General features: G+C 31.4%; 25 protein-coding genes. 18 read left to right on the forward strand and 7 right to left on the reverse strand.

Annotated elements, in window-relative coordinates:
* Positions 1–116: 116 nt before the first annotated feature.
* From ACP5FO_RS04280 to ACP5FO_RS04295, 4 genes are all read left to right on the forward strand, one after another.
* A complete protein-coding gene (locus tag ACP5FO_RS04280) occupies positions 117–1109 on the forward strand; it encodes an N-acetylmuramoyl-L-alanine amidase family protein (protein WP_428106706.1) in 993 nt (330 codons plus the stop codon).
* A 97-nt stretch (positions 1110–1206) separates the two neighbouring features.
* Complete coding sequence (locus ACP5FO_RS04285; protein WP_428106713.1) at positions 1207–2904, forward strand: peptidoglycan D,D-transpeptidase FtsI family protein; 1698 nt, start codon at positions 1207–1209, stop codon at positions 2902–2904.
* Positions 2905–4224: a S41 family peptidase gene (locus ACP5FO_RS04290; protein WP_428157064.1), complete on the forward strand. Its 1320-nt coding sequence runs from the start codon at positions 2905–2907 to the stop codon at positions 4222–4224.
* A gap of 22 nt (positions 4225–4246) precedes the next feature.
* Positions 4247–4726: a hypothetical protein gene (locus tag ACP5FO_RS04295; RefSeq protein WP_428106725.1), complete on the forward strand. Its 480-nt coding sequence runs from the start codon at positions 4247–4249 to the stop codon at positions 4724–4726.
* Here ACP5FO_RS04295 and ACP5FO_RS04300 read toward each other — a convergent pair.
* Together ACP5FO_RS04300 and ACP5FO_RS04305 are read right to left on the reverse strand one after the other, a co-directional pair.
* Positions 4723–5370 (reverse strand): HesA/MoeB/ThiF family protein, encoded by a 648-nt coding sequence (locus ACP5FO_RS04300; protein ID WP_428157065.1) that lies wholly within the window; start codon positions 5368–5370, stop codon positions 4723–4725. The two genes, ACP5FO_RS04295 and ACP5FO_RS04300, sit on opposite strands and share 4 nt — an antisense overlap.
* Complete coding sequence (locus ACP5FO_RS04305) at positions 5367–5618, reverse strand: MoaD family protein (RefSeq protein WP_025391786.1); 252 nt, start codon at positions 5616–5618, stop codon at positions 5367–5369. The genes ACP5FO_RS04300 and ACP5FO_RS04305 overlap by 4 nt, the downstream gene beginning before the upstream one ends.
* A 93-nt stretch (positions 5619–5711) precedes the next feature.
* Here ACP5FO_RS04305 and ACP5FO_RS04310 point away from each other — a divergent pair, with 93 nt between their 5' ends.
* The 11 genes from ACP5FO_RS04310 to ACP5FO_RS04360 all read left to right on the forward strand — a co-directional run bounded on the left by ACP5FO_RS04310 (position 5712) and on the right by ACP5FO_RS04360 (position 17612).
* The gene (locus ACP5FO_RS04310) at positions 5712–6017 is read left to right on the forward strand and encodes a carboxymuconolactone decarboxylase family protein (RefSeq protein ID WP_025391785.1); all 306 of its coding nucleotides are present in this window, start codon (positions 5712–5714) and stop codon (positions 6015–6017) included.
* Positions 6014–6793 carry an SDR family NAD(P)-dependent oxidoreductase gene (locus ACP5FO_RS04315; RefSeq protein ID WP_428157066.1) on the forward strand — a complete coding sequence of 260 codons (780 nt, stop codon included), beginning with the start codon at positions 6014–6016 and terminating at the stop codon, positions 6791–6793. Before ACP5FO_RS04310 ends, ACP5FO_RS04315 begins: the two co-directional genes overlap by 4 nt.
* 73 nt (positions 6794–6866) lie before the next feature.
* Positions 6867–7934, forward strand: a complete 1068-nt coding sequence (locus ACP5FO_RS04320) for an efflux RND transporter periplasmic adaptor subunit (RefSeq protein WP_428157067.1) — start codon at positions 6867–6869, stop codon at positions 7932–7934.
* Positions 7924–11172 (forward strand): efflux RND transporter permease subunit, encoded by a 3249-nt coding sequence (locus tag ACP5FO_RS04325; protein ID WP_428157068.1) that lies wholly within the window; start codon positions 7924–7926, stop codon positions 11170–11172. Before ACP5FO_RS04320 ends, ACP5FO_RS04325 begins: the two co-directional genes overlap by 11 nt.
* 57 nt (positions 11173–11229) lie before the next feature.
* Positions 11230–11598, forward strand: a complete 369-nt coding sequence (locus ACP5FO_RS04330) for a pyridoxamine 5'-phosphate oxidase family protein (RefSeq protein WP_428106753.1) — start codon at positions 11230–11232, stop codon at positions 11596–11598.
* A 9-nt stretch (positions 11599–11607) separates the two neighbouring features.
* On the forward strand, positions 11608–12513 hold the full coding sequence (locus ACP5FO_RS04335; RefSeq protein ID WP_428106758.1) for a TIGR01777 family oxidoreductase: 906 nt from the start codon (positions 11608–11610) through the stop codon (positions 12511–12513).
* A complete protein-coding gene (locus ACP5FO_RS04340) occupies positions 12506–13057 on the forward strand; it encodes an NUDIX hydrolase (RefSeq protein WP_428157069.1) in 552 nt (183 codons plus the stop codon). The genes ACP5FO_RS04335 and ACP5FO_RS04340 overlap by 8 nt, the downstream gene beginning before the upstream one ends.
* 1 nt (position 13058) lies before the next feature.
* A complete protein-coding gene (locus tag ACP5FO_RS04345) occupies positions 13059–14702 on the forward strand; it encodes a putative manganese-dependent inorganic diphosphatase (RefSeq protein WP_428106770.1) in 1644 nt (547 codons plus the stop codon).
* Positions 14695–15882, forward strand: a complete 1188-nt coding sequence (coaBC, locus tag ACP5FO_RS04350; RefSeq protein ID WP_428106775.1) for a bifunctional phosphopantothenoylcysteine decarboxylase/phosphopantothenate--cysteine ligase CoaBC — start codon at positions 14695–14697, stop codon at positions 15880–15882. The genes ACP5FO_RS04345 and coaBC overlap by 8 nt, the downstream gene beginning before the upstream one ends.
* A 9-nt stretch (positions 15883–15891) precedes the next feature.
* Positions 15892–17157 carry a histidinol dehydrogenase gene (gene hisD, locus ACP5FO_RS04355; protein WP_428106780.1) on the forward strand — a complete coding sequence of 422 codons (1266 nt, stop codon included), beginning with the start codon at positions 15892–15894 and terminating at the stop codon, positions 17155–17157.
* On the forward strand, positions 17154–17612 hold the full coding sequence (locus tag ACP5FO_RS04360) for an N-acetyltransferase (protein ID WP_428106786.1): 459 nt from the start codon (positions 17154–17156) through the stop codon (positions 17610–17612). The genes hisD and ACP5FO_RS04360 overlap by 4 nt, the downstream gene beginning before the upstream one ends.
* On the opposite strand, the gene ACP5FO_RS04365 is transcribed toward ACP5FO_RS04360, so the two are convergent.
* Genes ACP5FO_RS04365 through bioA form a run of 5 tightly spaced genes read right to left on the reverse strand, consistent with a single transcriptional unit; the run spans position 17595 to position 22415 of the window.
* Positions 17595–18059: a peroxiredoxin gene (locus ACP5FO_RS04365; protein ID WP_428106792.1), complete on the reverse strand. Its 465-nt coding sequence runs from the start codon at positions 18057–18059 to the stop codon at positions 17595–17597. The two genes, ACP5FO_RS04360 and ACP5FO_RS04365, sit on opposite strands and share 18 nt — an antisense overlap.
* A 47-nt stretch (positions 18060–18106) precedes the next feature.
* The gene (locus ACP5FO_RS04370; protein ID WP_428106798.1) at positions 18107–19519 is read right to left on the reverse strand and encodes a Do family serine endopeptidase; all 1413 of its coding nucleotides are present in this window, start codon (positions 19517–19519) and stop codon (positions 18107–18109) included.
* A gap of 34 nt (positions 19520–19553) precedes the next feature.
* Positions 19554–20528: a porphobilinogen synthase gene (gene hemB, locus ACP5FO_RS04375; protein WP_428157070.1), complete on the reverse strand. Its 975-nt coding sequence runs from the start codon at positions 20526–20528 to the stop codon at positions 19554–19556.
* Positions 20525–21097 carry a dethiobiotin synthase gene (bioD, locus tag ACP5FO_RS04380; RefSeq protein ID WP_025391771.1) on the reverse strand — a complete coding sequence of 191 codons (573 nt, stop codon included), beginning with the start codon at positions 21095–21097 and terminating at the stop codon, positions 20525–20527. The genes hemB and bioD overlap by 4 nt, the downstream gene beginning before the upstream one ends.
* A complete protein-coding gene (gene bioA / locus ACP5FO_RS04385; RefSeq protein WP_428157071.1) occupies positions 21081–22415 on the reverse strand; it encodes an adenosylmethionine--8-amino-7-oxononanoate transaminase in 1335 nt (444 codons plus the stop codon). Before bioA ends, bioD begins: the two co-directional genes overlap by 17 nt.
* A gap of 94 nt (positions 22416–22509) precedes the next feature.
* Between bioA and ACP5FO_RS04390 the strand changes: the two genes are divergently transcribed.
* The 3 genes from ACP5FO_RS04390 to ACP5FO_RS04400 are packed head-to-tail and all read left to right on the forward strand — an operon-like array spanning position 22510 to position 24945.
* Positions 22510–23664 (forward strand): aminotransferase class I/II-fold pyridoxal phosphate-dependent enzyme, encoded by a 1155-nt coding sequence (locus tag ACP5FO_RS04390; RefSeq protein WP_428157072.1) that lies wholly within the window; start codon positions 22510–22512, stop codon positions 23662–23664.
* Positions 23661–24239 carry a hypothetical protein gene (locus ACP5FO_RS04395; RefSeq protein ID WP_092128595.1) on the forward strand — a complete coding sequence of 193 codons (579 nt, stop codon included), beginning with the start codon at positions 23661–23663 and terminating at the stop codon, positions 24237–24239. Before ACP5FO_RS04390 ends, ACP5FO_RS04395 begins: the two co-directional genes overlap by 4 nt.
* On the forward strand, positions 24211–24945 hold the full coding sequence (locus tag ACP5FO_RS04400) for a methyltransferase domain-containing protein (protein WP_428102380.1): 735 nt from the start codon (positions 24211–24213) through the stop codon (positions 24943–24945). Before ACP5FO_RS04395 ends, ACP5FO_RS04400 begins: the two co-directional genes overlap by 29 nt.
* Positions 24946–25030 lie beyond the last annotated feature (85 nt).

The following is a 25030-nucleotide window of genomic DNA, read 5'->3' on the forward strand; positions in this document are numbered from 1 at the left end:
TTTATTACAAAATAATTCAAATCCAATACGCTTGGTTTTTCATAAATATGCAAGTTTTTTTCAAGCCCAATATAATAGTTTTTAGCTAAGATAGTCGATTGAATTCGAGGTAAAAGATGAAGTTGTTAATTAGTTTTATTTTTTTAATCGTTTTAGTTAAATATGCTTTTGCTGTTGATATAACTTCTATTAATGTTGCTAATCAAACAATTTTAATAAGCTCAACCTCAGAGCCTCACTACACTAAATCAAGTTTTTCTATAAACAATAATCATTATTTTATTGTCTCATTTAAAAATGCAATTTTAGCTAATAAAAGTGAGGTGCTCTACAATAAAATACCTGGTATAAAAAACATTACGCTTGTTCAATATAGTTTAAATCCAAATATTGTTAGATGCACAATACAAACAAGCGACAATACATCTTTTTTTGTGCAAACCGTTCAAATTAATGATAAAAAATTAGTAACCATTATCAGTCCAAATGTAAGCGAACCATCTGAGGCTCCTCGCATTTGCACAACACCACCACCAACTGCACAAGCAAAAAGATTTAAAGTATTTATTGATGTAGGTCACGGTGGTTATGACCCCGGTGGTGTAGGTCCTGCGGGTTTACCAGAATCTTTTGTCAATTTATCAGTTGCATTAAAATTGGCAAAATATTTAAGAGAGAAGGGGGTTTCGGTTGAGCTTGACAGAACATCCAATGTTTTTGTGCCTTTATATACAAGAACTCAATTGGCAAATGAAAGTGGCGCAAATTTATTTATAGGTCTGTACTGTAATGCTTCAAGCAATCCTGCTACACATGGCACAACTACGTATTATTGGCATGAAGACTCTTACCCTTTTGCAAATTATTTAGAAAACTACATTTCCCAAAAGTTGGGTTTAACAGATGATGGTACGGTAAAAGACAATTTATATGTAATCAAATTTACTACAGCCATGCCGGCAGTTTTAATTGAATATGCCTATATCTCAAACCCATATGAGGAAAGTCTATTGGGCTCAACAGGTTTTAGGAATATATTATCGCAGGATTTGGCAAATGCGATTTATAACTATTTTGTATTAAAGAAAACTCAAATTGCTCAAAAGTAATGTTATGAAAACTATGATTTCTCTAAAACGCATAGTATTTTTATATAAGTTTTTAAAAATTGACAGTAAAAGCGGATTTTATAAGGTATGATGTTTAATGAAAATAACAAGATTTAAAACATTGTTTTTCTTAATCAGTGCTTGCTTTTTAGCCAGCATTATTAAGGCTTTTTCTGTTGAAATGCTTAGCGCTAAACGCTACAAGTTAATATACACTAATCAAATTCAACCGACAATTATAAAAAAAGGTAAGCGTGGTTTAATATTTGATTCAAGAGGCAAAATTTTGGCAGAAAATTCTTTTTTATATTACATGTTTGTCGATCCAAAATATTATTTGAAAAATAATGATTATCAAAATCCAAAATTTTTTAACTTTATAGATAAAATCTTCAATGTGAATATTAAAAAAATCATCAGTGGTAATCCTGAAAAACAATATATAAACCTAGGGTTAATCCCAGCTAAGTATTTTTATTATATTAAAGCAAACATGCCTCTTGGTTTTGGACTGAAAAAGAAACTAAAACGCTACTATCCTTATAAAAACACAATATCGCATATCATTGGTTTTGTTAATGAAAATTCTAACGGTGTTGTCGGTGTTGAAAAACAATACAATATGTATCTTCAACCACAAAAGATTTTTGAAAGAGTTTCTTTAACGCCATATGGAACTCTAAATTACCAAAGAAATCCGCAAAATGGTGATAATGTTCACCTTACCATAAACGAAACTGTTCAAAGCTACCTTCATTATCTACTCAAATCAACTCTAAAAAAACATAAAGCAAAAATGGCGATGGGTATAGTAATGAAACCAGATGGAGCAATTTTAGCTATGGATGATGTCCCAGGCTATAATGACAATAAATATTATGACTACACAAACTACTCTCGTATAAAAGATATGCCAATTAATTTTTTATTTGAACCAGGAAGTGTATTTAAAATTGTCACGATGTCTAGCGCACTGAATTCAGGTACTTTTAATGGTCATGAAACTTTGTGGTGCGATAATGGATACTGGCCAGTATTTGGACGTATTATAGAAGATGTTGAAGACAATAAGTACTTAAGGTTCGATCAGGTATTTGCATACTCAAGTAATGTGTGTTCTGCAAAAATTGCTCTTAAAGAAAATAAAAAAATCTTTTATAAATACCTATGGAGATTTGGTTTTGGAAAAAAAACAGGCATAGATTTGCCAGGTGAAGAAAGTGGTATTGTTAAAGATTATGTGGACCTACGTCCGTTTGATTTAGCAACAATGGCTTTTGGACAAGGAATAAGTGTAACACAAATTCAGCTTGCAAGGGCATACTGTGCAATTGCAAATGGAGGATATCTTATTACACCACATGTATTAAACTATATATCAAAAAACCACAAAATAATATATAAATATAAAGAACACTTCGTAAAAATACTAAAACCTCAAACTGTAAAAAAAGTTAAACACATACTAGCCGATGTTGTTAAATATGGGACAGGAATTTATGCTCAATTGAAAAATTATTCAATAGGTGGGAAAACAGGTACTGCTCAAGTAGCAAATGGTCATGGAGACTATAGTAAAAACAAGTACATTGGTTCCTTTGTTTCAATATTTCCACTAAATAAACCAAAATTTGTAATTTTAATTACTGTGGTTGATCCAAAAGGAGTAAATTACGGCGGAGTTGTGGCAGCACCTTACGTAGCAAAAATGGCGTCATTTTTAGCAGCATATTATAAAATTGCTGGTAATAATTTAATAAGTAAATCTGTAAAAAAAATATCTTGGGGGAAATAAATGTCTAGAAAGTCTAAATTTTTTGCATTTTTCTTTATTTTTTTAACGCTAATAGTTTTTCTGTACTTAGGTCTTAGTGTTACTTCAAAGGCTGTCGTAAATCAAAATGACGCTCTACCTCAAAAACAAATTAAAATGTTCAGCGAGGTGTTAAATATCGTTCAATCCAACTATGTTGATAAAGTACCAACCTCAAAACTTATTATAAACTCGATAAAAGGCATGGTAAGCTCACTTGATCCACACTCAGAATTTTTAACACCTCAAGAATATAAAAGCATGCAAACAACAATGAAAGGCCACTTTGGTGGAATTGGAATAGTAATAGACAAAAAAGATAATTTCTTAACAGTAGTATCTCCTTTACCTGGCACACCAGCATATAAAGCTGGTATAAAAGCTAACGATGTAATTCTCAAAATAAATAACATTTCTACATTTAGAATGAGTTTAGAAAAAGCTGTTAAGTTAATGAGAGGTAAGCCAGGCACATACATTAAGCTCACTATAGCAAGAAAAGGCGTAGGTCAACCCTTAATTTTTAAGTTAAAAAGGGCAATAATACATATTAAAAATATTGATACAAAACTTTTTGGTGATATTGGCTATATTAAAATAATACAATTTAGAGACCACACTGCAAGCGAATTAAACAATGCATTATCAAAATTAGAAAAAAAACATATTAAAGGTCTAATCTTAGATTTAAGAAACAATCCGGGCGGACTTCTAAATGAAGCTGCAAAAGTTTCAAATATGTTTATAAATAAAGGTGTGATTGTTTCAGTTAAAGGAAGAAATTCGGATAATGACCAGACAATCTATGCAAAAGATAAACCTATTTTTAAAAAACCACTTGTAGTATTAATTAATTCTGGCACTGCATCTGCTGCAGAAATTGTAACTGGTTGTTTAAAAGATCACAATAGAGCAATTGTAATAGGTCAACGAAGTTTTGGTAAAGGTAATGTTCAGGATGTTATACCACTTAAGGGGGGATATACTTTAATATTAACAGTAGCAAAATACTATACACCAAATGGCTTCAGTATTCAGGCAGAAGGTATTGTGCCAAATATCGAAATAAAAAAGAAAAACGAGGACGAGTTTGTGTTAAGAGAAAGTGAACTTTTACACCACTTAACAAGCAAAAAAGCAATATTACAAAAACCTCAAGAAATATTAATTGATAATAATACAAAAGAACCCAAACACCTTAAAAATGAATTTATAATAAAACAAGCAATAAAAGTACTAAATGAAGAGATTCAAAAGTGTCCACAAGGTGCTAAAGCGTGTTATGGTTACTTGAAAAGCTAGATTTTTAAGTTATACTTTGAATATGATTAATTTTTCAAATTTAGATCCTATTCTTCATTATAAGCTTGATCCTGGTGAGTGGGGCTCAAGTGCTCCCTCCAGCGCCGCATTTTCAATTGGTAGAGTCTCAACCCATGAGGCCGATAATATTAGTCGTTTTAAAAAGCAAGCTATTCAAAAAGGCTGTTATGTTGTATCAAGCAGCGTATCATTAAATATTAGCAAACAAGGTGAGTATTTAGCTGCAACAAGCGGAAAATCCCAGGTTATTGTATATTGTCCTAAAAAAGATGAAAACAAATATTATAAACAATTAGTACCCAATATAAATAATCAGATTAATCAATTAAAAGAACAAGAAAAATATACAAACAATCCTGTCCAAAAAGACGAAATATTGAAAAAAATCGAAAACTTAAAATTTCAAGAGCAAGCCTTTAAGGCTATTGAACAATATGCAAAAGACACTACAAATATAAGCTTAATTGATTTTAGTGCTTAATTTAATATTATTGCATCAAAACTATAATTTAGTAAATCAATACAGAGTATTTTATCCAACAGGTTTGGTTTAAGTGAACAGATGATTTTTACAACCTCCATTGCCTGTAAACTTCCAACTACACCTACTGTGTATGGCAAAATATAATTTTCCTGATCACCAAATGAAAAAACATCTTCCAATTTTTTATCTTTAAGTGTGGATACTTGACCAAAATAACCAGATACACCGGCATGAACGAAATAAATATTATTTTTAAAAGCCAATCTGCTAAGCATATTCTTTGAATCTTTATTATCAAAACAATCAACAATTACATCAACATCAGGTAACAAAAAATTCTCATCAATTTTTCCAAAAATCTCAATCTGGCAATTGAAACCAATTGAATCCAATTTTTCTTTTGCTGTAAGATTTTTTGGTTTTCCAATATCGTGCGTTGTATATAACAACTGTCTATGAATATTGGATTCGCTTATTACATCAAAATCTGCTATATATAATTTTCCAACGCCTGACCTTACAAGTAATTCACACACTATACAACCTAAACCACCAGCACCACCTACAAAAACTCTTGAATTCTTAAGCTTTTTCTGGCATATATCGCCTAAAACCGGGATCTGTCTGTCAAAAAAACTCATCCGCCTGCAGCAGGTGGGAAAAAATCTATACTATCACTATTTTGAACAATAGTATCCAAACCATTTAAGTGAGATATATTTTTGCCATTAACCAAAATCATGGTACCAGCCAAAAGATTGTTATTGTCTAATATATAATTTGATATCCCAAGTAAATCTATCAGAGATTTTATATTTATATACTCTGTATTAATTTCTACGCTTTTTCCTTTTTTTTCACGTAAAGTTGAATAAAATCTTACTAACATATTTTTAATATAAAAACATATAATTTTTTTTCAAGTAAGATTGAAAAGTTTAAAAATTCGCTTATATTGTAAAACAAAACTGGAGGTATTAAAATGGATAAGCCTAATTTTTACATTGATTTAGAAAAAGATTTTCCCGAATTTATTAATTCACTTGAAAATTTAGGTAAAGTTGCAAAAAAAACAGCAAATTTAGACGAAAAAACTATACAATTGGTTCAGCTTGCAGCAGCTTGTGCTATAGGAAGCGAAGGTGCAGTGCATTCTCATACACGAAGAGCACTTCAAGCAGGTGCTACAAATAATGAAATAATAGGCGTTTGTATTGCACTTGTTAGTACAATTGGGTTTCCAAAAGTTGCAGCCGCCATTAGCTGGGTTAGAGATATTATAAAATGAAAGCGTTAATTACAGGTTCAACTGATGGTATAGGCAAAAAAACTGCCCAACTTTTTGCTACAAATGGAATCGAAGTTATTATTCATGGAAGAAATCCAAAAAAAGTGGAAGAAACAAAAAAAACGATTGGTTGCGATGGTATTGTTGCCGACCTTGCGTGTTTAAAAGAAATTGATAATATAGTTTATATAATAGAAAAACAACCAATTGATATACTCATAAACAATGCTGGAATATATAGTAAAAATTATCAACTGAGCTGTGATGGATTTGAACTTACATTTGCAGTGAATTACCTGTCTCATTTTTATCTTACACTTAAACTTTTAGAAAAAAAAATTTATCCGAAAATTATTTTAAATATTAGCTCTATGATTCACGCTGATTATATCGAATTTGATGATTTAGAAAAACCAAGATCTTATGATCCAAATGAAGCTTACTCTGTATCAAAACTTTGCAACATATTATTCAGCTATTACTTAGCTCAAAGGTTAAAAAATATTGGTATTTTAGTAAATGCAGCTCACCCTGGTGTAATAAATACAAAAATGCTTATTAATAACTGGGGACCTATTGGTGAAAGTGTAGGAAAAGGTGCACAAAATATCTTAAAAACACTTCAAACAATCCAAAAAAATTCATATACAGGAATGTACTTTGTCAATGCAATTCCTACAAAGTCTAAAGCAATCTCGTATAACTTACATATTCAAGAAAAACTCTGGGAATTAAGTTTAAAATTATGCAATATAAATGATATAAAAGTTGACTAATTTTGTAATATATTATACACTCAGATTGAAAATTTATTAATTATTGATACGATTTGAATCGTGGAGGGGGTCAGTGAAACTACTAGCACAATTCATATTGTTATTTTTTGTAATTTTTATTTCGAGTTGTTCAAATAATAAGCAAGAGCCAAAGATTGAACATGTACAATCAAAACTTTTTACGGTAAAACAAACGGAAGTTACTAATTATGCAAGTTTTCCTGCTACGATAATTTCAAAAAAAGATATTAATATTTCTTCAAGTCCTCTTAATCAGTTTACATTTTATCTGGGGAGAGTTGATAAAATTCTTGTTAATATAGGAGAACATGTCAAAAAAGGGCAGTTACTTGTTGTAGTTGACCCCATACAAACCCAAAATACAATTGAACAAATGCGTCAGAATGTTAATCAAGCACAGGCAAATTTAGATTTTGTTAAAGCCAATTACGAACGATACGCAAATCTTTATAAAGAAAATGTGATATCTAAAGAAGAGTTTGAAAAAATGCAAATGCAATACAAAACTGCTAAAGCTCAATTGCTTTCTGCAAAAGCTGCTTACAATGGTGCAAGTAGCGTAATGAGCTATTTTAATATCACGGCTCCTTTTGATGGCGTTGTAGCAAATAAATTTGTTGATGCAGGACAGGTAGTTTCTCCCATGCAGCCAATTATAAGTCTTATTGATCCAAATGATTTGGAGGTAAAGTTTTATGTCGATGAAAATTCTTTAAAACATATTACCATTGGAGAAAAAATACCAATAGTAATTAACAAAAAAACTTTTAAAGCAACTATAAGCACTATTTCCCCAAAAGCTGACAATATTACGCATACTTACCTTGTAAAAGCAAAAATTGAGCCAAATGAATATGTGCAGGCAGGAGAATATGCAATAGCACTCATTCCTGTTGGTTATAAAAAAGTTATTTTAGTACCTAAATCGTGTATTTTAAAAAGAGCTGGCATCGAAGGTGTAATAGTTGTAAAAAACAATATTGCAAATTACCAGATGGTAGAAACTGGTCACCAAAGTGGCAATTTTGTAGAAATCCTATCTGGTCTTGAACCGAATGATAAAATTGCAACCACAAACCTCTCTGCAATTAATAATGGTGATGTAATAGATGACAGATAAGCTCAACATTGCTGGCAAACTGGCAAAAAGCTTTCTTGAGTCTAAAATAACATTATTAATAATGATAGCGGTAAGCATTTTTGGAATTTTAGCAATTTATCAAACACCGCGCATGTACAACCCAGAAATTGTCGTTCCCTCTGCAACAATAATTATTCAAAGACCTGGTTTTAATGCTCAGGAAATGAACAACCAGGTAGTAAAGCCACTTGAAGCAATTGTTGCTGCTACATCTGGAGTGGACCATACATACGGTTACGCTCAAGATAATATTGGAATGGTAACTGTACAATTCTATGTTGGACAAGATGAAGAAAAAAGCTTGCTGAAGCTTTATAATCAAATTATGCGCAATATGGATAGAATGCCACCTGGCACACTTCAACCACTTGTTAAATCTATCAGCATAAATGATGTTCCTATAGAGACAATTACGCTGAGTTCTAAAACACTTCCTCAAGAAAAACTTAGATCAGTTGCATTAAGACTTGTTGAACAGTTAAGAAGCGTACCAAATGTAGGCCTTACAAATATATACGGAGGTTTTCCAAAATCTATTGTTGTATGGATTAACCCTCAAAAACTGTCTTCTTATGGCATAAGCGTAAATCAATTAATCAACACAATTGGTGCAAGCAATGTAAATTTCAGTGCTGGTTCAATTTTAACAGATAATAAAAACATACCAATCAAAATCGAAAGCAAATTAACAAATACAGAAGATGTTGGAAATATTGTAATTGGAGCAAAAGATGGTAAACCTATTTTTTTAAAGGATGTAGCAGACATTGTTGAAGGTCCAGCCCATACATATACAAATTCGATATTTTATGATGGTCTTGCAGCTAAAAAAAATATAAATTTACCTCAATCAGCTGTTACAATAGCTTTAGCCAAAAGGGCAGGCAGTAACGCAGTGGTTGTTGCAAATCAAATAAAAGAAAAACTTAATAGATTTGAAAAAGAAGCACTACCAGAGAATATAAACGTTACTATAACAAAAAATGATGGTCAAAAAGCAAATAATGCCGTGAATACACTAATTGAGCATCTTGGAATATCAATCTTGGTAGTTGTTGTTATTTTGTTATTTTTTTTGGGATATAAAGAAGCTGGAATTGTAACAGTAACAATACCTTTAATAGTATTTGTGGTGCTCGGTATTGGTTGGCTTATAGGGCAAAGCATTAATAGAATTACATTATTTGCACTTATACTATCACTTGGTTTACTTGTTGATGCTGCAATTGTTGTTATAGAAAATATTCACAGACACATAAGCTGTTGTCCTGTAAAAGACTTCAAGGAATCTTTAATACTTGCTACAAATGAAATAGGAAATCCTACAAATATTGCTACAGTTGCAGTTATTCTAGCATTTGTACCAATGGCTTTTGTTGGTGGAATGATGGGTCCTTTTATGAGACCAATCCCTATAAATGTACCGATTGCTATGGTTACATCTTTGCTTATTTCATATATTGTTGTCCCGTGGGCTTCAAATATTTTTTTAAAAAAAGAAGTATACTCATCAAAAGCAAAAGAACATAAAAATTTTTTACATAAAGCTTATGTAAAAACAATCACACCTTTAATTACATCTAGAGTAAAAAGAAATGTATTTTTAGGAATTGTTCTTGTAGCATTATTTATAAGCTTGCTTTTGCCTGCCTGGCAATTTATAAGACCTCAAGGATTAAATGGACATTTAAGCACTTTTGGTGTCGGTGTAAAAATGTTGCCAAACGACAATACAAACACTTTTTTAATAGAAGTAGATGCTAAAGATGGCTCTTCAATTGCATTTACACAAAAAATAACTCAAGCAGTATGCGATAAACTTGCAAAAAACCCATATATTACAAACTATCAAGTATTTTTAGGGGAAACTGCACCACCAGATTTTGCTGCATTAGTTAGAAACGATTCCTTTAGAAAGGCAAGTAATTTAGCTCAAATCAGGGTAAATTTGATATCTAAACAAAACCGCAACAAAACTTCTCACCAGATAGCTCAGGCAGTATACAAACAAATTGAACCTCTTGAAAAGCAATATGAGGGGACACGTATAAAGCTTTTTGAAGAACCACCTGGACCCCCAGTACAAGCTCAGGTACTTGCAGAACTTTATGGACCTGATTATAATGTAGCGCGCTTGAGTGCACATTATATAAAACAGGATTTTAAAAAAATTTACGGTATCTCTAACGTAGATGATTCTGTTGGCCAAAATGTAGTCGAGTATAAGATTATTCTTGATAAGAAAAAAATTGCATTGATGGGATTGAATGATTACGCTGTAGCAAGCCAAATAAATGCTTTGGTAAATGGTCTTGATGTAACGAGCTTACATTCAAATTCTGCTCAGGAACCGCACAATATTATTATCAAACTAAAAAAATCTGATAGATCAAGCCTTACTCAAATTATGGATTTGCAAATTACACTTCCAAATAGTCAAAGTGTACCATTATCAAGTATTGCACATGTGGAAAAAACCTTAGCAAACAAACCAATATTTAGCAAAGATCAGCATAATGTAGTTTATATTGAAGGTGATCTTTTAAGGTCAAGCCCAATTTATGCTGTATTAACACTCAACAATTGGCTCGATAACCATAGACTGCCAAATGGTGTAAAATTGACAACTGCCAATCTAGGGTTAAATCAATCTCAGCCTCACGATATCAGTCACTATCAAATCCTTTGGGGCGGAGAGATGCGTCTTACACTGGATGTATTTAGAGACTTAGGTGGGGCATTTATTGTTGCGCTTTTATTTATTTATCTAATTTTAGTTGCATACTACAAATCATTTATGATGCCTTTTATAATTATGATACCAATTCCTTTGACACTTATAGGTGTTTTCTGGGGCCACTGGCTTTTAAATCAGTATTTTAGTGCAACTTCAATGATAGGTGTCATTGCTTTAGCTGGAATAGTTGTGCGAAATTCGCTGCTTTTGATAGATTTTATGCTAGATTATATGTCAAAAGGTAATTCTCTTGAGGATTCTCTTATCGAAGCAGGAGCTGTTAGGTTTAGACCAATTCTATTAACTGCTCTGGCAATAGTTTTTGGTTCTGCAATAATGATTACAGACCCTGTGTTTGGAGGACTTGCTATATCTCTTGTTTTTGGTACATTTATATCAACTGCATTAACGCTTATTGTTATACCGCTAATTTATTACATCTGGCAAATAAGATTTGTTAAAAAATTTAATAAAGCTTGAATAGCTTGACTTATAAAATTAAGACTGTAAATTATAATTAAAATTATGGAGGTATTTATGAGTTTAAAAGAGTTTTTTGAAAATGCTAAAGGTACTGGTATACTTGCAACTGCTGATTCTTCTGGAAATGTTGATATAGCACTTTATGCAAAACCATTTGTAATTGATGAAAAAACGATTGCTTTTATTATGTTAAATAAACTCAGTTACACAAATATTCAGTCAAACCCAAAAGCAGCATATATGTTTTTGCAGGAAAACTACCAGGGAAAAAGATTTTATCTAAAAAAGATAAAAGAAGACAAAGATCAAAATAAAATTAACGAAATGTTGCGTCATAAATACGATGATCCAGAAGTTTTAGAGAAAGAAAAAGCGCTTGTATATTTTGAAGTTGAAAAAGAGCTTCCCATTTTAGTAAAATAAGGAATATTTATGAATATATTAATTACAGGTGGCAGTGGTCTTGTAGGGAGAAAGTTATCTAAAATTTTAGATCAAAAAGGTCACAGTGTTGCTATACTTAGCAGAAAACAGGAAAATTCAAATTACAAAGTTTATACATGGAATATAGAGCAAAATCAGATTGATATCAAAGCTATAGAAGAATCCGATTGCATTGTGCATCTAGCTGGCGCCAATATTGGTGAAAAACCATGGAGCAAAAATCAAAAACAACTTATTTTGGATAGTAGAGTAAATTCTGCTAATCTTTTATTTAATACAGCAAAAAAAATAAACAAAAGTTTTAAATGTATAGTAAGTGCGTCTGCCGTAGGCTGTTATGGTGCTGTGACATCCAACCATATATTTAAAGAAACTGACCCTTTTGGAGATGATTTTTTAGGAAATGTTTGTAAAAACTGGGAATCGTCAATCGATCAATTTCAACTGCTAAACACAAGGGTAATTAAACTAAGAACCTCTATGGTTTTAGACAAAGACGGCGGAGCGCTAAGTAAAATAATAAAGCCCATAAAAATGGGTGTTGCAAGTGCACTTGGCAGTGGCAAACAATACGTAACATGGATTCATATTGATGATTTGGTAAATATTTATCTAAAAGCCATTGAAGATGAAAATTTAAGTGGTGCATACAATTGCTCAAGTATGGATCAAAAAACAAACAAAGAATTCATGCAAACAATTGCAAAAGTTCTTCACAAACCATTTTGGCCATTTAATGTCCCATCTTTTGTATTAAAAAGCTTATATGGAGAAATGGCCAACATACTATTAGAAGGCAGCAGAGTAGATATAAGTAAAATTTTATCAACAGGTTTCAAATTCAAATACAACTATTTAGAAGAGGCTATAAAAGATCTTTATGTAAATGTTTGATATAAATATATTAAAAAATATAAAAATTGTAAAAAAAATAAAATCTGACGGTATTATAGCGGGTGTTTTGATACCTTTTTACAAAAAAGATAATTGGGAAATATATTTTATAAAACGCATTGATGATGGGTCGATTCACTCTGCTCAAGTTGCATTCCCTGGAGGTAAAAAAGAACCTCAAGACAAAAATGTCAAATTTACAGCAATAAGAGAAACTTGCGAAGAAGTAGGTATAGACCATAAAAATATTGAAATTGTGAGTCAGATTGAACCAACAGTTACATTTAGTTCAAATTTTATTGTCTATCCATTTGTAGGTATTTTAAAAAATAATAATTTTTGCATAAATAAAAGCGAAGTGGATTATGTATTTAGCGTACCTTTAGATTTTTTGATAAATAAATACCCATTAAAGCTTCAACAATTCGAATATAAAGGTAGAATTTTTACTACATATTTGATAGAATATAAATCCGAAATTATTTGGGGGGCTACAGCAAGAATATTGAACAATTTATTAAATCATATTCTAAGAGGGGGTTAAATTGAGCGATATTTTTGTAATAGGTCATAAAAATCCAGACACGGATAGTGTTTGCGCAGCTTTTGCTTATGCCTATTTAAAAAATCAAATAGACAATCAAAATAACTATATAAGCGCAAGGTGCGGCAATTTAAATAAACAAACATCGTTTGTGTTCAAAAACCTTAATTTAAATCCCCCCGTTTTAATAAAAGATATATACCCTAAAGTAAAAGATTTAATGACAAAAAATGTTTTTAGCGTAAACGAAAATGCACCGCTTTTTGAAGTAATGGATAATATAAAAAATAAAAATATACGTGTGTTGCCTGTTGTGGATGAACAAAACAATTTTAAAGGCATAGTTAGTGTTTTTGAAATTTCAAATTTCTTTATGAACACTATAAAACGAAGGCTCACATACACACTAAACATTGAAAACTTTGAAAAAGTTTTGCCTGGCTATTTGTATAAAAAAGGCAAAAAAGGTCCGGTTGAAGCTCAAATTGTTGTTGGTGCAATGCCTTTTGAAAATTTTAAAGAATTTGTTGATAAATTAGATATTTCTAAAGTGGTACTTATTGTTGGCAAAAGACTAAAAATACTAAAATACGCTATAGAAAACAAAGCTCATACAATCGTAATAACGGGTATTAAAACAAAAAGTGAGTTAGAAGCAATTGATTTTTCCAATTTTAAAGGCAATGTATATGTAAGTTCTCTAGACACTTCTCAAACACTACATAAAATTATACTGTCTGTTCCGGTAAACAGTTTTGCAAGCAAAAATGCCCAATATGTAAACTCTACTGAGTATATTGAAAAAGCAAAAGAATTATTACTTGAAGACACAAACCGTGCATTAAGCGTAGTAGATAATAATAAATTGACTGGCATAATTACAAGATCTGATGTGATAAAAAAATTCTCCAACAAAGTCATTTTAGTTGATCACAACGAACAAAATCAGGCAGTAGACGGAATTGAGACTGCAACGATATTAGAAATTATTGATCACCACAGATTATCACCCATAAAAACCACCTATCCAATATTTTTCTATGCAAAACCTGTTGGCTCAACCTGCACACTTGTAAGCGAGCTTTATAAGTTTTACAATATTGATATACCAAGACAAATAGCAATTGTGCTGCTTTCTGGTATTTTATCAGATACGGTTGGGGGAAAATCACCAACAACCACTGATATTGATTTAAGAGTTATTGATGAGCTTTCAGTGATTGCTCAAGTTGACACAATAGATTATACAAAAGCACTATTTGCCCAATCAGACGATATAACTACAAGAAACCCAAAAGATATTTTAGATAGCGATTTTAAACCATATGAAGAGTTTGGTTTGAAATTTGGCATATCTCAAGTTGAAACAACAAATTTAAATGCATTGGATCAAATTAAAGAAAAATTGATTAGTCAGATACAATTGCAAAAACAAGAAAAAAATCTTGATTGGACAATGCTGCTTGTTAGCGATATAATATCGGCAAATAGCATACTTATTACTTCGAATCATCCGATAGAAAAAAAACTGCCTTTCAAAAAAATAGAAGAAGGCATTTATTACCTGCCAGGTGTTTTATCCAGAAAAAAACAATTACTCCCAGAAATTCTCAATTTGCTTGAATCCGAGGTTAAAAATGTTTGAAGGCAAAAAAATACTAATTGGTGTTAGTGCGTCAGTTGCTATTTACAAAGCTTGCGAACTTATTAGGTCTTTAAGAAAAGAAGGCTATGAAGTAAAGGTCGCCATGACAAAAGAAGCTCAAGGATTTATATCAAGCATACTTTTTGAGTCTCTAAGTTCAAATAAAGTTTACACTGATGTTTTGCAAGAAAACAGCTTTCTTGGTATATCTCATATAGAACTTGCAAATTGGGCAGATGCAATCGTCATTGTACCAGCAACAGCAAATATTATAGCAAAAATTGCCTATGGAATTGCAGACTGTCCGGTAAGTCTGGCTACACTTGCAAGCGATAAACCAAAAATTATTGCACCAGCTATGAACACAAAAATGTATGAAAATACCGCAACGCAAGAAAATATTGCTTTGCTAAAAAAACGGGGCTTTATTTTTGTTGAACCTACGGTAGGAGAGCTTGCTTGCAATAGTGTTGGTAGAGGTCATATAGCATCAGTAGAAGAAATACAAGATTGTATTGAATCAGTATTTTTTGAAAAATCGCTTAAGGGAAAAACAATTATTACAACTGCTTCAGCTACAAGAGAAGAAATTGATCCTGTTCGCTTTATTAGTAATTATTCAAGTGGTAAAATGGGTTTTGCATTGGCTCAAATGGCTTTTAATATGGGTGCAGAATCCATATTAATAAGCGGCCCTTCTAATTTAGAAACACCTTTCGGTGTTAACCGCATAAATGTAAAAACTGCCTTAGAAATGCTAAATGCACTTGATATTCAAATACAAAAAAGCAAACAAGACACATATGTAATTATGGCTGCCGCTGTTTCTGATTTTAAAACAAAGCAAACAAGCAACTACAAAATTAAAAGACAAAATAAGGACACGTTTATATTAGAGCTTGTCCAAAACCCTGATATATCAAAAACCCTAAAAGAAAAGTATCCTCATATCAAGTTAATTGGTTTTGCAGCAGAAACAAATGATTTAATAGAAAATGCAAAAGCAAAAATAGACAAAAAAGGGTTAGAGTTTATTGTTTTAAATGATGTTTCCAGAAAAGATATAGGTTTTGGTACTATAAATAATGAAGTAACAATAATCTTAAAAGATGGAAAAATGAAACATTTACCTTTTATGACTAAAAAAGAAATTGCATATAATATTTTAAAACTATTGTAGGAGCAAATTATGAACTATCTTGAAATTAACACAAAAGACGATATTGAAAAACTTAAATCATACTTAAAACAAAATAATTATGAAGAACAAGAAAACACAGTTAGACAAATTATAAAAGATATTAAAGAAAAAAAAGATGAAGCTTTATTTGAATATTGCCAGAAATTCGATAATTTCAATGCAAATTATAATAATATAAGGGTCAGCGATTATGAATTTGAACAAGCTATTAATAATATAACACAAAAACAAAAAGATATAATTTTATATGCAAAAGAAAAAATAGAAAACTTTCATAGAGCTTTTTTACCAAAAACCTGTATTATAGAGCAAAACGGTATAATTTTGGGTACAAGAATAACAAGCGTAAAAAAAGCGGGACTATACATACCAGGTGGAAAAGCTTTTTATCCCTCAACTGCACTTATGACAATAATACCTGCATATGTGGCTGGCGTAGAAGAAATAAATATTTGCACTCCTGCCCAAGGTGGTTATATAAATGAGTTATTGCTTTATATTGCAAAATTATATGATATTAAAAATGTCTTTAAAGTTGGTGGTGCTCAGGCTATAGCTGCATTAGCATATGGTACGCAAAGCATACCAAAAGTAGATGTTATAGCTGGTCCTGGAAATATTTATGTTGCTCTTGCAAAAAAATTGGTTTATGGAGAAGTAGGCATAGACTCGGTTGCTGGACCATCTGAGGTAATGGTTGTAGCAGATGATTGCGAAAAATTATACGCTGCATATGATTTATTATCTCAAGCAGAACACGATATAAACGCAAAAGTTTATTATTTAAGTTTTAATGATGAATGCATAAAAAAAATTAGTGAAAAATTTTTTGAGCTTTCAAAATTAACAAATAGAAACAATATAACTTCAAAATCAGCTTTAAATGCTTTATTTATTAAATCTACCAGGGATCTTGCAGGTTGCATAATTGATGAAATTGCACCAGAGCACTTAGAACTTCAAGTAAAAGATCCATATATTTTTATGAATTCATTTAAAAATGCTGGTGCAATATTTATTGGAGATTACTCATGTGAAACGCTAGGAGATTATGTTGCAGGTCCAAACCATACATTGCCTACATCTCAAACGGCAAAATTCTCAAGCGTTTTATCTGCTGAAACCTTTTTGAAAAAAAGTAGCATAGTACACTATAGCCATGAGTCAATGAAAAAAGATGCACCATTTGCCATAGAATTTGCCGAATACGAAGGTTTATTTGCGCATGCTCAGGCACTTAAGGTAAGGCTATGATTGAAATAGTAAAACCAACAATATCTGATTGCGCTCAAATGAAAAATCTAATTGATAAATTTGTAAAAACCCATGTAGTTTTGCCAAGACCCATTGAAGATATAGCTGAACGCATAAGGGAATTCTTTATTGCAAAAGATGGCTCAAAAGTAATAGCTACAAGCAGTCTTCGTATTTTTTATCCTAATTTAGCAGAAATTCGCACTATTACAATAGATGAAAATTATCAAAAACAAGGACTTGGTAGAAAATTAGTAGAAAAAGAACTAGAAGAAGCTAAAGCATTAGGTATAGAAAAAGTATTTGCACTTACAACTCAAATTGAATTTTTTAAGAAAATGGATTTTTCTTTAATTGATAAAAAAGATCTGCCACTCAAAAAAATATGGGAAGATTGCATTAAATGCCCACTTTTCCCTAATTGCAATGAAGAAGCATTAATTATCAACCTGTAATTTTAATTCTTTGATTTTATCAATGACTTCTTTAACATGATTTGCAACTTTAACATTACGCCAAATATAGCGTATAGTTAGTTTTTTATCAATCAAAAAAGTTGTGCGTTTTGCTGAGCCTCTTATGCTTTCTGATTTTATTACATCAAATAATTCAACTAATTTTTTATCAGAATCACTAATAAGTGGAAATTTTAAATCGTACTTAGACGCAAATTTTTTATGAGAATCAATAGTATCTATACTTACCCCAATAACAACTGCATCTAAAGCCTCAAACTCACTTAAGTGAGCATTAAAATCCATAGCTTCTTTTGTGCAGCCAGTTGTGTTGTCTTTTGGATAAAAGTATAAGACAATATTTTTTTCTCCCTTGTACTCATTCAAATCAATAATTTTATTTATACTCTGACCACTAATATTTTCAACTAAGTCATTAATTTCCATAAAATCCTCACAAGAGATAGGGAGAGTCTATAACTCTCCCTTATTTTTTAACCTTTTTGGATAGTAACAAACAACGTAGATTCGCCTCGTTTTAACAACATACTAATGACATTTTGATTAAGCTTTTGCTTTTGCTTTAATATATTTTTGAATTGGTTTAGTGAATATACATTTTCATTATCAAGCTTCATTATAACATCACCTGGCTTTAGGCCAGCAAGTGCTGCAAAGGAATTAGGATCCACAGCGGTTATCACAACACCTTTTTGTTCTTTTAAATTATACATTTTTATCAAATTAGCATTAATATCTGAAACATTAAAGCCAAATGAAGTATTAAAACTGCTACTTTGGGTAGATTGCTGAGTTGTTTCTAATTGTTCTTGATTTTCTTTTTGAGGACGCTGACCCAACACAACTGTTTTAGTAATTTCCTTTCCATCCCTAATAATACCTAAATTTACTTTTGTGCCAGGCTTTGTAAAAGCTATATCGTATGGTAAATCCGGAGCATAAATACTTTTGCCATTCATTGAAACTATAACATCACCAGGCTCAATTCCAGCTTTTGCAGCAGGTGAGTTCTTAAATACTTCGTTTACTACAGCACCATTTAAGCTCTTTAATTTTAATAAATCGGCTACCTCTGGAGTTAACAATTGAATACCTACGCCTAACCAGCCTCTTTTTGGAACTTCACCTTTCATTAGGTAAGGCAATTCATCTTTGATTGTATCGGATGGTATAGCAAAACCAATACCCTGACCCGAAGCAATAATAGCTGTATTCATACCTATTACTTGACCATCCATATTTACAAGTGGACCACCAGAGTTACCAGGGTTTATTGCAGCATCTGTCTGTATAAAATGATCGAAGGGGCCTTCACCGATGACCCTGCCTTTTGCGCTAATTATACCCGATGTCACAGTACCACTTAAACCGAATGGGTTTCCAACAGCCAAAACCCATTGACCGATCTGCATCTTATTAGAATCGCCAAGTTTCAAAGTAGGTAGAGGTCTTTTAGGGTTAATTTTTAATAAAGCTATATCTACTTCTGGATCATAACCTATAACTTTAGCCTTGTAGATTTCATTTGTGTTTAAAGTTATATTAATATCTGTAGCGTGTTTTACTACATGGTAATTTGTTAGAATATAACCATTGCTTGAAATAATAAAACCTGAACCTAGAAAATGAGCTTTATAGTTTTGAGTATATCCTTGAAAGAAGTGTTTAAAAAATTCACTAAAAGGACTATTATTAGAAAACATTTCGCCAAAAGGATTAACACTTCCCTTAACAACCTGAGTAGTGCTAATATTTACCACAGCTGGCAATACCTTTTCAGCAATAGGCGTAAATTCGGGTAAAGCAATGCTTTGAGCATATGCATTTACACTTAAAAACACTAAGAAAACTAACAGTAGAGACAGTTTTTTATAAAGTCTCATCATAAAACCTCCCATAATAAATTTATTTTATTTTTAATTAGCCATTATTTTTTATCCACTCTTTGGCAAAATATGTGATTATAATGTCGCAACCAGCTCTTTTAATGGATGTTAATACTTCATCAACAATTTTTTGCTCATCAACCCAGCCCATCTGGGCAGCTGCTTTTATTAAAGAATATTCACCGCTTACACTGTATCCAGCAAGAGGCATATAAAAAAAACGATCTTTAACCATTCTTATAATATCCAGATAACTCAAAGCAGGCTTAACCATTATAATATCTGCACCTTCGTGTATATCAAGTTCAATTTCTTTAATGGCTTCATAAGCATTTGCATAATCCATCTGATAAGACTTTCTATCTCCAAAAGCAGGAGCTGATTGAGCTGCTTCTCTAAATGGACCATAAAAGCTTGAAGCGTACTTTGCAGAATATGCCATAATAATTGTATCTTTAAAGTTGTTTTCATCAAGAGCTTCTCTAATTGCTCCCACCATTCCATCTATCATACCAGATGGCGCTATTATATCTGCACCTGCCTTGGCATATACATAGGCTTCTTTTTTTAAAAGCTCGAGCGTTTCATCGTTTAGCAAATAACCATTTTTATCAATCACACCGCAATGACCATGGCTTGTGTATTCGCAAAAACACGCATCAGCAGCAACTATAAGGTCTGGTACAAAATCTTTTATTTCTTTAATTGCCTTTACAATAATGCCATTTTCATCGTATGCACAGCTTCCAAACTCATCTTTTTTTTGTGGTATGCCAAACAAAATAACCGATTTTATACCAATATCAAATGCCTCTTTAGCTTCTTTTTTGGCTTCTTCTAAAGGTAACTGAAAAATACCAGGCATGGATTGTATGGGTCTTTTATGATCTTCGTATGTAACGAAAATTGGATACATAAAATCATCTGCGCTTAAGCTTGTTTGTCTGACCAAATCCCTTATATATTGATTTTTTCTTAGTCTTCTGGGTCTCATTTTTGGGAAATTCATAAAACCTCCAGTTCAGTTTTAAATTTATATCTAAAAGCATAATTTGTCAAATCTTGAAGTGCAACAAAATTATCATTACCATCAAAAAAGTAATCATTTAAAGCAAAACCTTTTAAATTTATACCTTTTGTTTTGCAATAGTACAAATTCAGCAGTGTATCATTAATACACCCCAATTTATTTGGTACAACTATAATTGTTTCTAAGTTAAGCAAGCTAACCAGATCTGCAAATGTATGAGATTTATCAAGTGGCACAAGCAACCCTCCAGATCCTTCAATTATAACCACATCTGCCTTACTTTTGTTTATCTTATCTATTACAAAATCCATAGGAAAATTTTCATACAAAAAATACGGTGCTACAGGCTCTTTACCAAATAGCAAGGTCTGTGTTTTAACTTTACTGGCTTCATATACGGATTTTGCATCGTCATCATCCGGGTAGCCTGTTTGAATAATTTTTATATAAATTACACTTTTTTTCATGTTTTTGTAATATTTAGAAAGCAAAGCGCAAAAATGCGTCTTTCCTACATTTGTATTTGTACCGCTAACAAAAATTTTCATCTATAACCTCTTTTGTTGCAAAATAGGCACTTTCAACTAATTGCTCTATTTGAGAATTGTCTATAACATAAGGGGGTAAAAAGTAAATTAAATCACCTAAATTTCTAAGCAATACACCTTTTTCAAGTGCTTTTCTATAAATCTTAAAACCAAATCTAATTGATGAATCAATTGGCATTTTTGTGTATTTATCTTTTACAAACTCAATAGCGCTAATAAAGCCCGCATGCCTGATTTCACCTACAAAATCAAAATCTTTAAAGTAATTTTCGATTAATTGCCTCATTAGAGTGTATTTCTTTTTATTATTTTCAAGGACATTTTCATCTTTAAATATATTTAGCGTTTCGCAGGCGCAAGCACATGCAAGTGCATTGCCATCATAACTGTGTGAGTGTAAAAAATTCTTTCCTTTACTATAATCATCATAAAAAGCATTATATATTTCATCTGTAGTAAGTACAACAGACAATGGCAAATAACCGCTAGTAATGCCTTTTGATAAACATAAAAAATCAGGCTCAATTTGTGCTTGCTCAAGTGCAAACATGGTACCAGTCCTTCCAAAACCTGTTGCAATCTCATCAAGTATCAAATGTATATTGAGTTTTTTTGTTAACTCTCTTAACTTTGATAAGTATTTTGAAGGATACATCTTAAAACCGCCTGCAAATTGAACAAGTGGTTCAACAATAACTCCAGCTACACAATCTGCTTTGCTTGAAAGTGTTTTTTCCATAAAACTAAAGCACTCTACATCGCAATTGTTTCTTGTCTTGCCAAATGGGCATCTGTAACAGTTTGGAAACTCAACCATTATATTTTTTATCAAAATATCTTCGTAGGCATTCTTGTATAGAGGCTCACCCATTACAGAAAGCGCACCAAGTGTTTCACCATGATAGCCATTTTCCAAATAAACAAACTTATTTTTGCCTTTAATTCCAATATTTTTAAAATAATGATAGCTTAATTTTAAACTAATTTCTACAGCTGATGAACCAATTTCTGCAAAAAAAATCTTTTTAAGGTTTTTAGGGACAATTTTTAATAATCTTTGGCTAAGCTCAAGTGCCTTATCATGCGTAAATCCTGCGAATATTACCTGTTCTAAAACTTCAAGCTGTTTTTTTATAGCATTATTTAGACGCTTATTTGAGTGTCCAAATAAATTTACCCACCAAGAAGATATCCCATCAATATAAGAATTGCCTTTCTCATCGTATAGATAAACGCCTTTAGCTTTTTTGATGCGAATAATAGGGTATACTTCATGATCTTTCATCTGCGAGCATGGATGCCATATAGGATAATCCATAATTAATCCTCCTTAAAAACTTGACATTGTTAATATATTAGTGTAAAAGAATTAATTGTCAATATGTTAATTTATTAAACTTAACAATTTAAAAATGAGTGTTTTGGATTTAGTCAAGCAAAACTTAAACCACATAAAATTCAACGACCAATATCGCACAATACCTAAAATAGGCAATCATGCAAATAAATACATTGAATTAAATGGCCTAAAAGTTTTAAATCTCTCATCAAACAACTATTTAGGTCTTGCAGAAAATGATTTTTTAAAACAATACTCAATTGAAGCTATAAAAAATTATGGGTGTTCATCTGGTGCATCAAGAATTGTAAGCGGAAACTATGAAATATATGCAAAACTGGAAGAAGCAGTTGCCAATTTTAAACATACACAAAAAGCTTTAGTTTTAAACAGTGGATATGTAGCAAATATTTCACTTCTTCAAGCATTGGCAAAAAATGCAACTATTTTTTGTGACAAACTTAATCATGCAAGCATTATAGATGGAATGTTGCTGTCTGGTGCAAAATTTTACAGATACGCTCACCTTGATATGCAAATGTTAGAAAACCTCCTAAAAAAAGATACATCAAATAAAATAATAATAACTGATACTATTTTTAGCATGGATGGCGATGCTGCTCCCTTAAAAGAAATAGTAAGACTCTCAAAGCAGTACGAAGCACTCACAATTGTAGATGAAGCGCATGCAACGGGCATTTTCGGAGAGGGTAGGGGATATGCCTACAAAGAAGGCCTGTCAGGCGAAATTGACATCCATATGGGTACATTTTCCAAAGCACTGGGTAGTTTTGGTGCATATGTAGCATCAAGCGAAGATATAATAGATTACTTAATAAACACTGCAAGAGGTTTTATATTTTCAACTTCACTGCCACCAGCTGTTATTGGAGCAAATCTTGCAAGTATAAATTACATTTTAAAAAACCCTCATCTTGGTGAAAAATTAATTTTGATGTCTGATAATGTAAGACATTTTTTGAAAAATCTCGGATTTGATGTAGGAAATTCAATATCTCAAATAATACCAGTAATTTTAAAAACAAATAAAGCTGTTTTGGTTGCTCAAAAAATTCTTTTAGAAAAAGGCGTATTTGTAGGTGCAATAAGACCGCCAACCGTACCTAAAAATACCTCAAGACTCAGAATATCACTAAGAGCAGATTTGGATGATAATGACTTAGAACTAATAAAAGATGCATTTTTTTATCTTGGAAATACTTTATGACATTTATTTCTGGATGGGCAGGATTTAGGGAAATTTTTGATAAAATACCTCAAAAATCACAGTTTTTTATTCCATTTGTTGATTTTAGACCTGATCAAATATCTGATATTTTAAGTTTAGAAGATAATTTGCTAATCGGCTGGTCACTTGGTGCCCATCTGATACTTAAATATTCATTTTATGTAAAGGCAAAAAAAGTTTTGCTTCTTGCACCTTTTTTGTATTTTTGTGATTTTGTTAACAAAAGAATATTGGATAGAATGATTTTGGCTTTTGAAAGGGATAAATCAAAAGTTGTAAGCGAGTTTTTAAAAAATATCGGTGCTGTTAATTATACCAAAGTCATACCAGATAGTTTCATACCAGATAGTTTAAAAGAAGGCCTGGAATTCTTAAAAACATCAAGAGTAGAAAAGTTTGAGAAAAAAGAAAATTACTTTTGCGTATGCGCAAAGCATGATTTTTTGAAGCTTTCTGGTGCTTGTTTTGATATTTGCAAAAACCCAATAATTATAGATTCAAACCATTTTTTTAGTGAGGTTTTAATTGAGCATATTATCAAAAAACTATATTAAGCGATCATTTGATAAGGCTTCAAAATCATACTCAGGCTTTAGTGAGCTTCAAAATGAGATAGCAAAAAGTCTCACTTTTATGATAGAAAGTGATTTTTTTGGTAATATACTTGAAATTGGCGTAGGCGATGGGAAACTTGCAAATTTAATAAAATTTTCTTATAATAACTATATCGGTATAGATTTATCTTTAAATATGGCTCATCTATTTAAAAAAAATCATCCAAAAAAATACAGCATTGTAGCTGATGGTGAAAATCTGCCATTTGCTTCAAATACATTTGATTTAATCATAAGCTCTTCTGTTTTTCAGTGGTTTTCAAATCCAGAAAATTCGATACCAAAACTTCTAGATTTACTGAAAGATAAAAAAAATATGTTCTTTAGCGTTTTTTCAAAAGGCACATTTTGGCAAATGCACGAAATTTCAAAAATTACAGGATTTGGCAGCGTCCTTGATTTAAAAGATAAGCTTTTTTACGAAGACTTAGGTTTTGATTGTAAAATTGTGCAATACACAGTTTACTACAAAAGCGTCAAAGATTTCTTGCACTCGCACAAAAAAAGTGGAGCTAGATATACCAACCAGACTACTTTTTGTGCAAAATCTAAATTTTTTGAGTTTTGTTCTATGTATGAAAAACTATTTGGTACACAAAAGGGCATAGAAGTAACATATGTGGTAAATTTTTGCAAAAAAGCTTAAATTTGCTATCTTTGCTGACTTTTTAGCATAATGTTAAGTAGCTTTCATTTGGTAATTTTGCAACTGACTTTCTTTAGTTATACTG

Source organism: Desulfurella sp. (genome assembly GCF_049977265.1).
Taxonomy (GTDB): Bacteria; Campylobacterota_A; Desulfurellia; order Desulfurellales; family Desulfurellaceae; genus Desulfurella.

Bases quoted from the DNA above. Each gene is read 5' to 3' on its own strand.
- ACP5FO_RS04390 (WP_428157072.1), top strand. From the start codon at position 22,510: ATGAGTGTTTTGGATTTAGTCAAGCAAAACTTAAACCACATAAAATTC.
- coaBC (WP_428106775.1), top strand. From the start codon at position 14,695: ATGTTTGAAGGCAAAAAAATACTAATTGGTGTTAGTGCGTCAGTTGCT.
- ACP5FO_RS04290 (WP_428157064.1), top strand. From the start codon at position 2,905: ATGTCTAGAAAGTCTAAATTTTTTGCATTTTTCTTTATTTTTTTAACG.
- ACP5FO_RS04310 (WP_025391785.1), top strand. From the start codon at position 5,712: ATGGATAAGCCTAATTTTTACATTGATTTAGAAAAAGATTTTCCCGAA.
- ACP5FO_RS04330 (WP_428106753.1), top strand. From the start codon at position 11,230: ATGAGTTTAAAAGAGTTTTTTGAAAATGCTAAAGGTACTGGTATACTT.
- ACP5FO_RS04370 (WP_428106798.1), bottom strand. From the start codon at position 19,519: ATGATGAGACTTTATAAAAAACTGTCTCTACTGTTAGTTTTCTTAGTG.
- hemB (WP_428157070.1), bottom strand. From the start codon at position 20,528: ATGAATTTCCCAAAAATGAGACCCAGAAGACTAAGAAAAAATCAATAT.
- ACP5FO_RS04315 (WP_428157066.1), top strand. From the start codon at position 6,014: ATGAAAGCGTTAATTACAGGTTCAACTGATGGTATAGGCAAAAAAACT.
- ACP5FO_RS04395 (WP_092128595.1), top strand. From the start codon at position 23,661: ATGACATTTATTTCTGGATGGGCAGGATTTAGGGAAATTTTTGATAAA.
- ACP5FO_RS04305 (WP_025391786.1), bottom strand. From the start codon at position 5,618: ATGTTAGTAAGATTTTATTCAACTTTACGTGAAAAAAAAGGAAAAAGC.
- ACP5FO_RS04325 (WP_428157068.1), top strand. From the start codon at position 7,924: ATGACAGATAAGCTCAACATTGCTGGCAAACTGGCAAAAAGCTTTCTT.
- ACP5FO_RS04360 (WP_428106786.1), top strand. From the start codon at position 17,154: ATGATTGAAATAGTAAAACCAACAATATCTGATTGCGCTCAAATGAAA.
- bioD (WP_025391771.1), bottom strand. From the start codon at position 21,097: ATGAAAATTTTTGTTAGCGGTACAAATACAAATGTAGGAAAGACGCAT.
- ACP5FO_RS04335 (WP_428106758.1), top strand. From the start codon at position 11,608: ATGAATATATTAATTACAGGTGGCAGTGGTCTTGTAGGGAGAAAGTTA.
- hisD (WP_428106780.1), top strand. From the start codon at position 15,892: ATGAACTATCTTGAAATTAACACAAAAGACGATATTGAAAAACTTAAA.
- bioA (WP_428157071.1), bottom strand. From the start codon at position 22,415: ATGGATTATCCTATATGGCATCCATGCTCGCAGATGAAAGATCATGAA.
- ACP5FO_RS04295 (WP_428106725.1), top strand. From the start codon at position 4,247: ATGATTAATTTTTCAAATTTAGATCCTATTCTTCATTATAAGCTTGAT.
- ACP5FO_RS04285 (WP_428106713.1), top strand. From the start codon at position 1,207: ATGAAAATAACAAGATTTAAAACATTGTTTTTCTTAATCAGTGCTTGC.
- ACP5FO_RS04340 (WP_428157069.1), top strand. From the start codon at position 12,506: ATGTTTGATATAAATATATTAAAAAATATAAAAATTGTAAAAAAAATA.
- ACP5FO_RS04280 (WP_428106706.1), top strand. From the start codon at position 117: ATGAAGTTGTTAATTAGTTTTATTTTTTTAATCGTTTTAGTTAAATAT.
- ACP5FO_RS04300 (WP_428157065.1), bottom strand. From the start codon at position 5,370: ATGAGTTTTTTTGACAGACAGATCCCGGTTTTAGGCGATATATGCCAG.
- ACP5FO_RS04365 (WP_428106792.1), bottom strand. From the start codon at position 18,059: ATGGAAATTAATGACTTAGTTGAAAATATTAGTGGTCAGAGTATAAAT.